Origin of the sequence: Nocardia pseudovaccinii, from assembly GCF_050942345.1 — a bacterium.
GTDB classification, from domain to species: Bacteria; Actinomycetota; Actinomycetes; order Mycobacteriales; family Mycobacteriaceae; genus Nocardia; species Nocardia pseudovaccinii.
Genome location: NZ_CP192074.1, coordinates 5,803,555 through 5,816,721, shown reverse-complemented (window position 1 = coordinate 5,816,721; position 13,167 = coordinate 5,803,555). Strand labels below are relative to the sequence as shown.

13 protein-coding genes are annotated in these 13,167 nt (G+C 67.0%); 4 read left to right on the top strand and 9 right to left on the bottom strand.

Annotated features, from left to right (window positions below; translation table 11 throughout):
• Positions 1-4: 4 nt before the first annotated feature.
• The 3 genes from ACQPZ2_RS26180 to ACQPZ2_RS26170 form a co-directional block, all read right to left on the bottom strand.
• Positions 5-1,489 carry an FGGY-family carbohydrate kinase gene (locus ACQPZ2_RS26180; RefSeq protein ID WP_433520868.1) on the bottom strand — a complete coding sequence of 495 codons (1,485 nt, stop codon included), beginning with the start codon at positions 1,487-1,489 and terminating at the stop codon, positions 5-7.
• Positions 1,486-2,898 carry an L-fucose/L-arabinose isomerase family protein gene (locus ACQPZ2_RS26175; RefSeq protein WP_433520867.1) on the bottom strand — a complete coding sequence of 471 codons (1,413 nt, stop codon included), beginning with the start codon at positions 2,896-2,898 and terminating at the stop codon, positions 1,486-1,488. The genes ACQPZ2_RS26180 and ACQPZ2_RS26175 overlap by 4 nt, the downstream gene beginning before the upstream one ends.
• A 94-nt stretch (positions 2,899-2,992) precedes the next feature.
• The gene (locus ACQPZ2_RS26170) at positions 2,993-3,835 is read right to left on the bottom strand and encodes an SDR family NAD(P)-dependent oxidoreductase (RefSeq protein WP_433520866.1); all 843 of its coding nucleotides are present in this window, start codon (positions 3,833-3,835) and stop codon (positions 2,993-2,995) included.
• A gap of 107 nt (positions 3,836-3,942) precedes the next feature.
• Here ACQPZ2_RS26170 and ACQPZ2_RS26165 point away from each other — a divergent pair, with 107 nt between their 5' ends.
• Positions 3,943-4,533, top strand: a complete 591-nt coding sequence (locus ACQPZ2_RS26165) for a TetR family transcriptional regulator (RefSeq protein WP_433520865.1) — start codon at positions 3,943-3,945, stop codon at positions 4,531-4,533.
• Here ACQPZ2_RS26165 and ACQPZ2_RS26160 read toward each other — a convergent pair.
• The 5 genes from ACQPZ2_RS26160 to ACQPZ2_RS26140 all read right to left on the bottom strand — a co-directional run bounded on the left by ACQPZ2_RS26160 (position 4,511) and on the right by ACQPZ2_RS26140 (position 10,714).
• The gene (locus tag ACQPZ2_RS26160) at positions 4,511-5,392 is read right to left on the bottom strand and encodes a glycosyl hydrolase family 32 (protein WP_433520864.1); all 882 of its coding nucleotides are present in this window, start codon (positions 5,390-5,392) and stop codon (positions 4,511-4,513) included. The two genes, ACQPZ2_RS26165 and ACQPZ2_RS26160, sit on opposite strands and share 23 nt — an antisense overlap.
• Before the next feature lie 332 nt (positions 5,393-5,724).
• Positions 5,725-6,480, bottom strand: a complete 756-nt coding sequence (locus ACQPZ2_RS26155; protein WP_433520863.1) for a hypothetical protein — start codon at positions 6,478-6,480, stop codon at positions 5,725-5,727.
• A 60-nt stretch (positions 6,481-6,540) separates the two neighbouring features.
• Complete coding sequence (locus ACQPZ2_RS26150) at positions 6,541-7,311, bottom strand: tyrosine-protein phosphatase (RefSeq protein WP_433520862.1); 771 nt, start codon at positions 7,309-7,311, stop codon at positions 6,541-6,543.
• Between the two features lie 4 nt (positions 7,312-7,315).
• Positions 7,316-9,520 (bottom strand): pyruvate, phosphate dikinase, encoded by a 2,205-nt coding sequence (locus ACQPZ2_RS26145; RefSeq protein WP_433520861.1) that lies wholly within the window; start codon positions 9,518-9,520, stop codon positions 7,316-7,318.
• A 216-nt stretch (positions 9,521-9,736) separates the two neighbouring features.
• Positions 9,737-10,714: a zinc-binding dehydrogenase gene (locus ACQPZ2_RS26140; RefSeq protein ID WP_433520860.1), complete on the bottom strand. Its 978-nt coding sequence runs from the start codon at positions 10,712-10,714 to the stop codon at positions 9,737-9,739.
• 216 nt (positions 10,715-10,930) lie between these two features.
• Here ACQPZ2_RS26140 and ACQPZ2_RS26135 point away from each other — a divergent pair, with 216 nt between their 5' ends.
• The 3 genes from ACQPZ2_RS26135 to ACQPZ2_RS26125 all read left to right on the top strand — a co-directional run bounded on the left by ACQPZ2_RS26135 (position 10,931) and on the right by ACQPZ2_RS26125 (position 12,928).
• On the top strand, positions 10,931-11,629 hold the full coding sequence (locus ACQPZ2_RS26135) for an AraC family transcriptional regulator (protein ID WP_433520859.1): 699 nt from the start codon (positions 10,931-10,933) through the stop codon (positions 11,627-11,629).
• Between the two features lie 108 nt (positions 11,630-11,737).
• Positions 11,738-12,454: a maleylpyruvate isomerase family mycothiol-dependent enzyme gene (locus tag ACQPZ2_RS26130; RefSeq protein WP_433520858.1), complete on the top strand. Its 717-nt coding sequence runs from the start codon at positions 11,738-11,740 to the stop codon at positions 12,452-12,454.
• Positions 12,455-12,586: 132 nt separating this feature from the next.
• A complete protein-coding gene (locus tag ACQPZ2_RS26125; RefSeq protein WP_433527528.1) occupies positions 12,587-12,928 on the top strand; it encodes a WYL domain-containing protein in 342 nt (113 codons plus the stop codon).
• Between the two features lie 24 nt (positions 12,929-12,952).
• Here ACQPZ2_RS26125 and ACQPZ2_RS26120 read toward each other — a convergent pair whose 3' ends face one another.
• Positions 12,953-13,111: a hypothetical protein gene (locus ACQPZ2_RS26120; protein ID WP_433520857.1), complete on the bottom strand. Its 159-nt coding sequence runs from the start codon at positions 13,109-13,111 to the stop codon at positions 12,953-12,955.
• Between the last annotated feature and the right edge of the window lie 56 nt (positions 13,112-13,167).

The window sequence follows — 13,167 nt, the reverse complement described above, 5'->3', positions numbered from 1 at the left end:
GGCTTTACGGGAGGTGAGCGGATCGGTGTTGCTCCGCCGCCAGAAAATGCGCTATATCCGCGGTGGCTTCGTACAACTCGCGGTAGCGGCCGTAGTACGACCCATAGGTCGCGCCACTATCCGCATCGGGCTCCACCATGCCGATGATCGGATTCCAGCCCGCGGTATCGACGCCGACGGCCTCGGCCGCGAGCAGTGCGTCACCGAGGCAGGCGCCCACGGTATCGGCCGGTAGTTGCTGCGGCAGGCCGGTCACATCGCTGACGATCCGGGTCCACAGCCCGCCCTTGGTCCCGCCGCCGACCGCGACCAGTCGCGGGGCCTGGCCGCCCGCCATGGCTTCGAGGTTGTGCCGCACGCCGTAGGCGATACCCTCGAGCACCGCCCGATACAGCTCGGCACGTCCGTGTCCGAGGGTGAGGCCAGCGATAATGCCCCGTGCATCCGGGTCGAACAGCGGTGTGCGCTCGCCCGCGAAGTACGGGAGCGCGAGCAGGCCGCGACTGCCCGCCGGAACCTCGGCGGCCTCGGCCACCAGGTCGGCGAAGTCGCCGCCGACGAGTTTGCGCAGCCAATCGGTGACCGCGCCGGAGGTCGCCATGCCCGCCGCCGAGGTGTAGGTGCCGGGCCAGGCGCCGCAGGTGAGCCAGAGGCCGGGATGCGGGCGGGGATCGGTGAGCACCTGCACGAGGAACATGGTGGTGCCGTACATGATCATGGCGTCGCCGGGTGCCCGGACACCGACACTGGCGGCCTCGGCCCAGGCGTCGATGGTTCCGGTGGTGACGGGCAGCCCGGCGGGGAGCCCGGTCGCCGATGCGGCCGCCGCACTCACCTTGCCGATAATCTCAGTGGGCCAGGCCAATTCGGGCAGATTCAGACCGGGTGCAACCGTTGCTGCCCAGTCGTACGCCCAATATCGCTGGCGCAGGTCGTACATCGGGGCGCATTGGCTGGCCGATTGATGATCGAGCACATAGCGTCCGGTAAGCCGGTGCACCAGAAATGAACTCGCCATCAACAGCATCTCGGTACGCGCCGCGACCTGCGGCTCGTGCCGGGCCAGCCAGCGCAACTTGGGGCCGACGGCCTGGCTGGTCAACGGTGAACCGCCGCGCTCGAGTACCGCCGCGGCACCGAATTCCCAGTTCATTTGGGCGATTTCGGCTGTTGCCCTGGTGTCGACGCCGTAGAGGATGGCCGGGCGCAGGGGGTGTCCGGCGGCGTCGGCGGGCAGCAGGCACGGTCCGATGCCGGAGACGGCGAGGGCGTCGAGCGCCGTGCCGTCGGCCGCGTCGAGGAGTTCGCGGGTGATCGCGCGGAACTCCGCCCACCAGATGTGTTCGGCATCGTGTTCGACCCAACCCGGACGCGGTGTCGAAACGCCGTGCGTTCGTTCGGCTCTGGCGATAACGGTGCCGTCCGGCCGGACCAGGACGCCCTTGGAACTGGAGGTCCCGATATCGACGCCGAGGAATGCGCCCGTCATCGGGTGAACTCGTCGAGGGTGATATCGAGGAGATCGCAGGCGGCCCGGACGGTGGCCCGATGGTCGCCGGGGACGGCGTGAATATGGTTGGCGCCGAAGCGGGACAGGAAATCATCGGCCTGCGCGTCCAACCGGGCGAAGGCATGCGGCCATTCCCAGGTGGACTGTTTCATCAGTGATTCATTGGTCGCCTGGTCATAGGATTCGAAATCGCCCAGCATCAACTGCATTCGGTAGTCGCCGTCCTTGCGGGTCAGGCGGGCCAGAGTCATTTGCCCGGGCGCGGCCAGATGGTGCACCGACGCACCGCCCGCCGGGAAGAAGAAGACTTCCGGATAGAGATGTACGTTGGCGAGATTCTCGGTCGGCTCGTCGCTGCGGGCGGCGAACCAGGTGGCGTGCTGACCCGAATTGCACAGATCCCAGATATCGCGGTCGGCGTGATAATGCCGGACATCGGCGAAAAGCACCGGGGTGTGCGTGATCTGCTGCAGCAGCCGCATCGTGAGTGCGCCGTCCATATCCGCTTCGGTCGCACACACGTGGGGTTGTTTGGGACCGTTCCAATCGTAGGGGTCGTTGAGGAACGCCTCGGTGATATCCATGGTGGCGAAGTACTGGGTGAGCTCCGGTTGGCCTTTGATACCGGAGAAGTCCAGCCGCCACTCGTCGATCAGCTCACGCACGGCCAGATACGAGCGAATCTGGCGTTCCAGCAACTCCGGAGTGAGCTTCACGCCGTCGTAGTGCACACCGGCGGTATTGTGCTCCAACCACTCTCGCGCCCCTTTCGCCTCACCGGCATCGGCCTGCTCGGCGCGACGGACGATCTCCCACTGGTCGATCTCCTCGACATCGATGCCGAACAGGCGCTGCCACTGATCGGTATTGGCGACGGCGGTATTCATCCCCATCGGCCGGCCGCCGAAGCGGCCGAAAGTGCTGCCGCGCAAGCTCGACACGGCGGCTGCCGCGCTCGCCCGGCTGCCGATCGCCTCGATCAGCTCGGTATCGGCCGGATCGCCCCACAACCGGGTGTGCGCGCGGCCGATCTGATCCAGCGCACCGCCCGCGGCCAGCATGCCCACCATGCCCGGCTGCACCGGATCGATATTGGACAGCAATAGCAGCGGACCCGGTGTCGCACCCGCGGCCAGCATGGTGAAGTGCGGGAACGCCCAGACCGCATAGTGCAGCACCGTGAGATCCACACCGGCGGCGGCCACCTCGCGTGCCACCGAGCCGGCCAGTGCGTTCGTACTGATCTGGGCCGCACCCCGGATCACTTCGTGCCCGGCCGCCTGCAACCCGGCGACCAGCCGATCCTCGGCCGACTCGATGAACTCCGCGATCCCGGCGTGCACGTAATCACGCCCGTCGGACACGCTCATAACCCCGATCCGCGCCATCCCGACCGCCTCCCAACGCGCAGGCCCCCTTCCAGGATTATCTATCCGAAGAGGGCCGCCGGTGGTCGGCTTCGGGCGAGCGGGTTCGATGTCGTTATCCGCCGGTGACCCGGCTCTCGACCAAATCGGCCGTGATCGTATCGAGCCGCCGGGCGCGCTCCGGATCGAAATCCTTGCCCGCCAAGGCGAGTCGCGTGCGGCGTCGGAATGCGGCGAGTGGTTCGGTCGGCGGATGGTCGATCAGTTCGGCGATGGGGACGATGGCCTTGCGCACCGGTTGACCGGCGAGCAGCAGCCACGTCTTGGTGAGGATGCGGTGCGCCCTCGGCAGCGGGTCGGCCATGGCGGTGCGCACCATCAGCGGGTTGTAGAGCACATATCGCGTGCGGGCTCCCGGATGACGTTGCGCGAATGCGACGCCGAGCAGGTCGATGCAGCGCGAGGACTGCATGGCCGCGCGCATGCCGCGAAATCCGGTCCGAAGCTGCAGATCGTCCCATTCGATGGTGCCCGGCAGTCCGCCCGGGCCCGCGATATTCATGATGACCGGGGCTTCGGCGCGTTCCAATGCGTCGAAGAGTCCGTGCCCGATGACATAGCGGCTCAGGTAGACCAGGGCGAAGGTGTATTCGAAGCCGTCGGCGGTCTCCTGGCGTTCGGACCGGAAGTTCTGTGCGCCGAAGACGACGCCGTCGACGATATCGGTGACCGCCGCGACTTCCGCGATGACCTTGTGCATTCCCGCGAGCGTGCTGAGGTCGGCCTGGATGAAGCTCGCCCGGTCGGCGGCGTCGAGTTCGGCCGCCTCGCGCAGGAATCGGTGGCCCTTGGCCGCGCCGCTGGCCGCCGCGAGCACCCGGTCGCCGCGGCCGAGGAAGGCGCGGCCGAGCCCCCTGCCCATGCCGTCTGTGCCGCCGGTTATCACGTAGGTGCGCATCGAATCGCTTCTCCTCGAATCGTTTTCGGATGAGTCATCGGCCGATGACATCGAGGCTAGGAAGGCCACCGGACGCAAGTCAACAATCGGTGACTTATGGTGACTAAATGACCGAAAACGCAGCGCCGAGCCGTCGGCGCGACCGTGCCGCCACCCGATCCGCTCTCTTGGACGCCGCCCGGATCCGTTTCGCCACGACCGGATTCGACCGGACCGGCGTCCGCGATATCGCTGGTGATGTCGGCGTCGACCCGGCGCTGGTGTTCCGGTACTTCGGTTCCAAGGAACAGCTCTATGCCGAGGCGATGCATATCGAGATACCGAAAAACGTTGCGGCCGATCGACATCGCCCGGTCGTATCGATCGCTGATGCGCTGCTGCGCGATGTCGTCTTCGCGGACTGGCCCGAATTCGGCGGTGAGCATCCACTGGTGGCCGGACTACGATCTGCCGGTCATGATGTCGTGCGTGACCAGTTGCGCGCGCAACTCTGCGATGGCTATCTGGGCGAGATGGCCGCACGCCTGGGCGGTGCGGACGGCGCCTTGCGTGCGGAACTGATCGGCGCGCTGCTGCTCGGTTTGGGGGTCCTGCGCACGGTGGTCGGCGCACCGGCGGTCTCCGAAGCGTCATTCGAGCAGATCAGGGTGCTCGTGGCGGGCATGGTTCGATCGCTCAGCGGGGAACGGCCGCGGTAACGGGGCGCGGGGTGGGGAAGGTGAGTGGTGCGAGATGGACACCACCCTGGGCCCAGCCCGCGCTGGTGATCCACCAACGACTGTCGTCGGGCACGAGTTCGGCTGCGTGCGCGGCGATATGGCCGACCTTGTCGCCGATGCGGAACCGGAAGGGGTTATCGCTGCGGAATACGTCGGTGCCGACGTAGTGCGGGCGCGGACCGATGAACAGGTACCACCAGCCGCTGTGGTGCACGACGAACGGGGATTCGGTATTGCCCGCTTCGGTGCCGATCGTGGGGTCGGTGTACGCGATATGGCGGTCGCCCCAGTGCACGAGATCGCCGCTGGTGCGGTAGGCGACGACGTGGTGTCCGCCGCGCGGTGCACTGGTGGCGCAGTAGTACATGACCCATTTCTCGCCGATGCGCACGACCATCGGATCCCTGGCGTCGTAGCCGTCGAGGAACAGTGGTCCGGCACGGCTTCTTGTCCAGCGGAACAGGTCGGTGGAGGTGGCGAGGTTGACGGCGGCGGTGGTGCGGTCGGTGCCGCCGCCCGCGTAGAACATGTAGTAGCGGCCGTCGACGCCGATGACATGCGGTGCCCAGAGATGTGTTTCGCCGTAGCCGGGATCGACGGTCAGGGCGGATGGCCGCTTGGTCCACGGTCCGTGGAGTTGGCGTGCGGTGGCGTGGGCGAATTCTGTTTCGTGGAACGGGTCGGCGGGCTCGGGGTGGGTGATGCCGAACAGGTGCCAGCGGCCGGATTCCTCGCGGACGATGGTGTGGTCGTTGATGTACCAGGGCTGTGACTCGCCGTCGCCGGGGTTGTAGATCCTCGTGAACGCGCCCGCTCTCACCACCTCGCGCGTTGCCATACAGCCCATGATGACGTGCGCGGACCTCGCCGAGGTCAGGTCTGAAACATTGAGATGTCGCGGGTCAGGTGGTTGGTGCGTGCTGCGAGGCGTTTCGTCGGAGGAGTCGGATGATGGTGGCGTCGATCGCGGGGCTTCAGCTGCTCGAGGATGCCCTGCCCCGGCTCGAAGGCTGTGCTGTGTAGGCCGGTGTCGTTAGCTCGGGGCCCTGTGACCCGGCGCTTGATCGGCTCCAGTGTTGTTGGCTCGGGCGCCGTTGGCCCCGGTAGCGCTGTCTGGGCGCGCTGGTCTGGGCGTCGTCGGCTCAGGCGCGGCTCAACCCCGCCCGTTGGCTAGGGCGATGTCGGGTCGGACGCGGGTGTCGTTGGCTCGGGCGGTGTGGTCTGCGGTGTCGATGACTCCGGCGCTGTGGATTCCGGCGTCGCGGGCTCCGTAGCTGCTGTCTCGGGCGTTGCTGGTCCGGCAGTTGTCGGCGCGGATGTCGTTGGCTCGGGGCGGGGCGCCTCGGGCTGGTCCGTTGACGGCCCGGGAGCACTGGATTGAGCTGCTGGCGGGGCCAGCGGTTGCGAAGCTTGCGGTTGTGGCGCCGTCGGTTGTGGCGCCGTCGGTTGTGGCGTTGTCGTCGCAGGTGCGGCCTGGGCGGACCGCTGCTGGTTACGCCGCAATACCGCCTGGCTGAAGCTGGTACTGCTGAAATGCGTTCCGTAGACCCCGAGCGCGACCACCCCGGCAGCGATCACCGCGACGCCCGCGCTCCAGTCGATATGCCAGAACGCCGCGACGACGCCGACGAGCGAGCTGAGCAGGGCGATGGCCTTGGCCGCATCGTCGGTCATGCTCGGGCTCGGCGCCTGTTCGCCGGACTGCCATTCGTCCAGCATCAGCAGCACCGCGAGCAATGGCAGCGAGATCGCGAAGGCGATCATGGAGATCCGCCCGGAGACGCCCAGCGGCGAGGCCGTGAGGAAACCCTGCAGGATGACGACGCCGATGGCGATCAGCCCGCCGTACATCAAGCTGTTCTGCTTGGCGTACTTCTTCTTCTCGGCGGGGGTGGCCAGCTTCGTGTAGTCGACGTCGTCGTGCACGCTGGTGACCATACTGGACCTTCGGCGGTAATTCCGGATGAACAGTCGCCACGGCGGGGACTACGCGGCGTCCACCAGCACCGCGCGGAGTTGGGCGAGTTCTGCGCCGGATAGTCCGTTGCTGCGCAGCCATTCGGCCGCCCCGCCTTGGGCGGTGTGCAATTCCTCGAGGAACCGGATGATCACATCCGGATCGACCGCGAGGATGCCGGTCCGGACCGGTGGCAGCCCGTGATAGGACGGAAGCGCGTCCAGGCGTTCGCGGATGCGTTCCAGGCGTTCGCCGGTCAGTGCGTAATCGGCGGCGATGGCGTCGGCCGGGACGCCCACCGCATCCAGCACCACGGCCGCGAGGATGCCGGTGCGGTCTTTGCCTGCGGCGCAATGGAAGACGACCGAGTGACGTTCGGCATCGGCGATGAGCCGGGCCGCCGCCACGATGGATTCGCCACTGCCGGTGAGGAGTTCGCGGTAGAGCGCGACCAGGTCGTACTGGCTACCGTCCGGAACCAACTCGGCGGGGGTGGCGACGACGTTTGTCGCCTTGCGCACCGGGAGATTGACCATGCGCACCGCCGCGCTGCCGGTCAGTCGGCCGTAGCCCTCGCGCAGCACCTCGTCCGGGTTGCGTAGGTCGATCAGCGTGCGCAGGCCGACCGGCCCGGTCAGGACGGCCAGATCGTCCTCGGTGAGGTGCTGGGGTGTGCTGGAGCGGTAGACGACGCCGAATCTGGTTGTGCCGCCGCCGATCACCGGGAGTCCGCCGAGGTCGCGGACGTTATCGATTTGGGCGAACTCTACCCATCGCCGCTGGGCGCTGTCGGTGAACATCGCGCTAGTGGGCTCGGCCCGCGGCGGCCTCGTCGGCGCGGCTCAGGCCGCACAGACCGATGAGGTCTTCGTGCAATTCGAACCACACCGTGTGGTAGCTGTCCATGATCGGCCGAGCCACCCAGTTGTGGTCGCCGCCGTTCATCCGCTCGACGGCACGGGCCAAGCGATCGGTGTACGGCACGAGGCGGGGCGCGATGGTGCCGATGCGTTCGACGAGGGGCGCGACGCCGTGGTGCAGAGTGGTCAAGCGCGCCAAAACCGCTGCGTCGTAGGTGTTGTCGGAATGATCGTTCACTGTGCTCGCGTCCTTCATCTGCCAGGCCGTGATGACTGCTTTCAGCTCGGCATTGAACTCGCAGAATTCATCGTAGGCCGCGGCGAGGTCGCTGCGGTCGAGATCGGCGCGCTCGTGTTCGAGAAGTCGGCCCAGTTGTTCGCGTCCCTGCGGGGTCAAACGGATGCCAACGGGTGTGCTGGCGCATAGCCCGCGCGTCACGAAATCAGCAGTGCGCGTGGCTGCTTCGGCCTCGGCGATCGTGAGGCTGGTGGCGATGGCGTCCGGTTGTACTCGGCCCTTGATGCCGATCAGGCGCAGTACGGCGAGTTCGGAGACTTCGATGCCGTTGATTTCTCGGGGGACCGGCGAATTCGCCGCATCGGAATCAGTTGTCGCTGAGCGATCTTCGTTCGGTTTCGACAGGAACTCGGGCAGCTCGGCCGAGTCGACCTGCGCCCATTGTGCGAGTCGTTCGACATCCTCGATTACCGAGGCATCCACCGCCTTTCCGCTCACTTGTCCCGGCCACACGGTGCCCGCCCCGCCATCGACGGTGACGACGTGACCGGCCAATGCCTCGACAACCCCGGCGCCGCAGCCGACTACGCACGGACGGCCCAGCTCCCGGCTGACCAGCGCGGCATGCGAGGTAGCGCCGCCGAGTTCGGTGACGATGGCCCGCGCCGCGATCATCCCGTGCAGATCGTCCGGGCTGGTGGTGGGGCGCACCAAGATCACGTGCTCGCCTGCGGCGGAACGGGTTTCGGCCTCATCGGGATCGGTGACCACAATGCCGGTAGCGAGTCCCGGACACGCGGATTCGCCCTGGGCAAGGGGCCGCAGCCCGGTGTCGTCGCCCGATGCGGGTAGCAGGACGGTGCGCACCTGGTCGGCCCCGACGCGGCGCAATGCCTCATCGGCATCGATGAGCCCCTCGTCGACCATGGCGACGGCGGCGCGAACCGCCGCGCGCGCAGAGCGTTTCGCCGGTCGAGACTGCAACAGCCACAGGCGACCGGATTCGACGGTGAACTCGATGTCCTGGATATCGTGACCGTCACGCTCGAGCAGCTCGGCGGCGGCGAGCAATTGGCGGTGCACCTCCGGCAGCGTCACCGCGAGCTCGTCGAGCGGGCGCGGAGTGGTGCGTCCCGAGACGACATCCTCACCCTGCCCGCCGACCAGCCACTCGCCGAAGACCGCACGCGCACCGGTATTCGGATTCCGGCTGAACAGCACACCGGTCCCCGAGACCGCGTCGAGATTTCCGAACACCATGGCCTGCACCGTGACCGCGGTACCGAGCGAGTCGGAAACACCCCGGGTGCGCCGATAGGTCTTGGCCCGCGCGGAATCCCACGAACGGAACACCGCGGTGACCGCGCCACGCAACTGCTCCCACGGATCCTCCGGCACCACGCCATTCGGATCACCGAGCACGATCTCCCGATACTGGCTGACGAACCGCCGCCGAGTATCACCGGCGTATCCGGGATTTCGGGTCTCGGCGGTCAGCGCCCGCTCGACCGAGTCGTTCATCCCCAGATTCAGCACGGTATCCATCATCCCCGGCATACTCACCGCGGCCCCGGACCGCACCGACACCAGCAACGGATGCTCGGCGGACCCGAAGCGCCGCCCCGTCCCACGCTCCAACGCGGCGATACCGTTTCGCACCCCCGCCCAGATCTCCGCGCCCAGCACCCCGCCGTTGGCCCCGAATTCTGCCCATGCCTCGGTCGTCAGCACGAATGCGGGCGGCACCGGCAACCCCAATCCCCGCATATGATCAACGCTCCACGCCTTCCCCCCGATCCGCTCCCGCGAATGCCCGCACGCCCCATCGAGTTCCACAACGACCGAACCATCGACACCGGCCCTCCCGAAGGCGGCCCCCGGTCGCTCCACCGGCTCCACTCCGATCGTCATAACACTCCTTTGATCATCGACAGCCACCGCGCACTCAGCGCATGACAAGGGCAGATCACCGGGCCGCCGGCCCGAACGCCCTGGCATCGGCGCAACCCCGCAGCGTGCACCCGCGGGCAGCCCGATTTCAGCCTGCCGCCCCGCTCGGCCCGGGCGTACCGTACGTCCCGGTCAGCAGGATGCGCCGACGGCGACGCTTCCCGGCGATGGCCGTGGCTAAGGCACCACGACAAGCTTTCCGGTGGCTTGGTTGTTCTCCATGTGGCGGTGGGCCGCGACGATGTCGTCCAGGCCGAAGACACGGTCGATGTTGGGTCGATAGACGCCCGCTTCGACCTGGTTGATGACGCGCTGTAACACGGTCGTGCCAGCGCTGCCCTTGAAGTCGTCGCTGTGGAAAGCCGTGAGCTTGGTTCCGGACGGGATCATGGCTATCGGTTCGAAGTCCGGGATCAGCCATCCACTGAGCGAGCCCGCCACACACACCGTCCCGCCTCGACGGACGAGATGCAGCGAGTCCACCGCGGTGCTCGCTCCGACGAGATCGAGCACATAGTCCGGGCCCTCGGGCCATACCGCGTGCACGCTCGCCGTCAGTGATTCACCGGTGTCGAGGAGTACGTGGTCGACACCGGCCGCGGTCAGTGCGCCGATCTTGCCTTGCCGCCGCGTGGTGGCCGCGGTCTCGATGCCGTAGCCGGACGCGATCGACGCGGCAGCCATTCCCACCGAGGAGGTCCCGCCACGGATCAGCAACCGCCCCGCGCCACCCGGCACAACCCCCGACGCATCCAGCGAACCCTGCGCAGTCAGGTACGTCTCGGGTAGCGCGGCCAGGACGTCCCAAGGCAGCGTGGTGGTGACCGGCATCAGCAGCGAGTTCGGCAACAACACGTACTCCGCGTAGCCGCCGTCGAACTCCCGGCCCATCTCACCCATTACCGCCGCAACGGTCGTCCCGTCGGGCAACGTCGGATCGGTCGAGGCGGCCACGGTCCCCACACATTCGATCCCGAGCACACGCGGGAACGTCACGTTCGGGGAATGCCCCTGACGGGTCCTCAGTTCCGACCGGTTCAAGCCCGCGCCCCGCACCCGCACCAGGCTCCAGCCGTCTCGAACCGCTGGTACCGGCAGCTCACGGATCTCCAGTACCTCCGGATCACCGGCCCTGACACAGACCGCCGCTCGCATTGTCGTACTGACACCACCTCGACAGCGTGAGGTCGTAGTGCCCGCCGAGTGAAAATCATCGCGCATGGGTTCACTGTCGCCGGGAGGCTGCGTGGCCGACCACCGATAGAATGCCAACTTATGCCCGTTGGCCGCCAACTCGACCGGATCGGTCAGACGTCCCGTCTCTGGCCATCCGGAGGCGTACATCTGTGGCCGTCGGGGGGAACGAGCACGGTGCATTCCCATCCACGTGGACACCTCGTCTATGCCGCCCACGGCGTCCTATCGGTCCACACCGAACGCGGCACTTCGATCGTTCCGGCCAATCGAGTCGCATGGACCCCAGCCGGATTCACGCACTACCACCGCGCGCACAGCCACACCGATATGCGGATCCTGTTCCTACCGGCATCCCTGGCCCGGCTCGCACCGGACCATCCCGCCGTGTTCACGGTCTCCGACCTCGCCCGCGAAATCCTGCTCACCCTCACGGGCCCACGCGAGCGCGACCGCGCCGCGCTCACGCGGCTCCGTCGAGTCCTCGTCGATGAACTCCACGAAGCACACGAGCAGCCCTTGCAACTGCCGGAACCACACGACGATCGGTTACAAGCCATTGCCCAAGTGCTGTACCAGCAGCCCGCGGACAACAGCTCACTCGCCGACCTAGGGCGGACGATCGGAGCCAGCGCCCGCACTCTCAGCCGACTGTTCCACAACGAACTCGGCATGACGTTCTATCAATGGCGCACCCAACTACGCATCTATCACGCGCTCGTCCTGCTCGCCGACGGCCACGACACGACCCACGTCGCCCACGCCTGCGGATGGGCGAACCCCAGCAGCTTCATCACCGCCTTCACCGACATCATCGGCACGACCCCGGGCCGCTACCGGACCGGTCGACACGGCCGCACCACCCGAATGACCTGAGCAGCAGGTCCTTTCAGCACGGCCCTGTCTGTAGGCACAGCCTTGAGTTGGTCAGTCTATCTGACTATAGTAGTCAGGGAAGCTGACTAAATTGTATCGGAGGCCGATATGGACCGGGATGCGCAGTGGCGGGTCATCGAGCAACAGCGACGCGCCGTCGCCGACGTGCTCGACGACCTCGCGCCGCATGAGTGGGAGCTGCCGTCGCTGTGTGCGGGCTGGCGGATTCGGGATGTGGCCGCGCATATCGCCTTGGCGCCGCAGCCGCCCGGTCCGGTGGACATGGTTCGTGCGGGGCTGCGGGCGCGCGGGCGGTTCCATCGGCTGAATCACGATGTGTCCGTTCGCTATGCCGACGCTGGTCAGGATCTCGTCGCCGAGATCCGGGCGCATGCGGCATCGCGAAAATCGCCGGTGGTCACCAACTATCGCAATATCCTCTACGACATCATGGTGCACGGTCAGGACATCGCCATCCCGACCGGCAGGCAGATCGACCTCCCGATCGAAGCGGCGGCGACGGCGGCAACCCGGGTGTGGACGATGGGTTGGCCGTTCTGGGCGAAGCACCGGCTCACGGGATTTCGGCTCATCGCCACGGACGCCGATTGGGTGGTGGGTACCGGAGACGAGGTGCGCGGCCGCATCGCCGACCTGCTGTTGCTGACTACCGGCCGCTCGGTTGTGCTGCCGCGCTTGTCCGGTGACGGTGTCGGCAAGCTCTGGATGCGGTTGTCGTATCGAAATCTGGTTCGTGGGTGCGCCGGTCGCGTCGATGGGGCGCGGCACGTCATGCGACGCTGCGCCGCAGATAATCGGCTGTGATGGAACGCTGATCGTCGAGCCGGGCCGAAGGTGTTCCGGTGAAGACGATTTCGCCGCCGTGCCGATAGCCGAGGCCCACCTCCTCGATCCGGCGCAACCGGGCGATGGCGGCATCGGCGACCGGAACGGCGGCTGTCCCATCGAGCTCGCCGAGCGCCTCGATGGGGCCGGTACCTCCATGCGGCCGCCTTCGTCACCCGATCCGTGGCCTACTCCCGCCCGCTGCGCCGAGTCGTCTTCCTCGTTCACGCCTCGGCGACGCAGTTGATCGAGACCTTCCGAGTCCGCCCCGAGGAAATCGAGCCCATCGACGACAAAACCTGTCTGCTCCGCACCTCCGCCGACTCGCTGGAATGGACCACCGTGCGAATCGCCCACTCGGGCCTGGAATTCGAGGTCAGAAAACCATCGGAGATGGCGGAAATGCTGGCCGACCTCGGCGCGAAATTACTACGCGCCGCCGGAGCGAGTTGAACGCGGAAATGATGCAGAGTGCGATCAGCGAGATAGCGCGTAAAAGCCGGGCGCGGCAGCGCAATCGGTCGTAGCAACCGTGACAGCGCGTGGTGTTTCGGCCAGTGGACTCGGCGTGCCGTAGAGCATGGCGACGATGACGGCCAGTACGAATAAGCTGCCGAGGGCTAGGGCGATCTGCACCCACGATGGGCAGGTTTGCCGCGTGGATCTGGTCCTGAACTGCGGTGCGTACCCGA

What these genes read in the sequence shown, in the direction of transcription:
- ACQPZ2_RS26180 (WP_433520868.1), bottom strand. Translation starts at nt 1,489, where the DNA reads ATGACGGGCGCATTCCTCGGCGTCGATATCGGGACCTCCAGTTCCAAG.
- ACQPZ2_RS26175 (WP_433520867.1), bottom strand. Translation starts at nt 2,898, where the DNA reads ATGGCGCGGATCGGGGTTATGAGCGTGTCCGACGGGCGTGATTACGTG.
- ACQPZ2_RS26170 (WP_433520866.1), bottom strand. Translation starts at nt 3,835, where the DNA reads ATGCGCACCTACGTGATAACCGGCGGCACAGACGGCATGGGCAGGGGG.
- ACQPZ2_RS26165 (WP_433520865.1), top strand. Translation starts at nt 3,943, where the DNA reads ATGACCGAAAACGCAGCGCCGAGCCGTCGGCGCGACCGTGCCGCCACC.
- ACQPZ2_RS26160 (WP_433520864.1), bottom strand. Translation starts at nt 5,392, where the DNA reads ATGGCAACGCGCGAGGTGGTGAGAGCGGGCGCGTTCACGAGGATCTAC.
- ACQPZ2_RS26150 (WP_433520862.1), bottom strand. Translation starts at nt 7,311, where the DNA reads ATGTTCACCGACAGCGCCCAGCGGCGATGGGTAGAGTTCGCCCAAATC.
- ACQPZ2_RS26145 (WP_433520861.1), bottom strand. Translation starts at nt 9,520, where the DNA reads ATGACGATCGGAGTGGAGCCGGTGGAGCGACCGGGGGCCGCCTTCGGG.
- ACQPZ2_RS26140 (WP_433520860.1), bottom strand. Translation starts at nt 10,714, where the DNA reads ATGCGAGCGGCGGTCTGTGTCAGGGCCGGTGATCCGGAGGTACTGGAG.
- ACQPZ2_RS26130 (WP_433520858.1), top strand. Translation starts at nt 11,738, where the DNA reads ATGGACCGGGATGCGCAGTGGCGGGTCATCGAGCAACAGCGACGCGCC.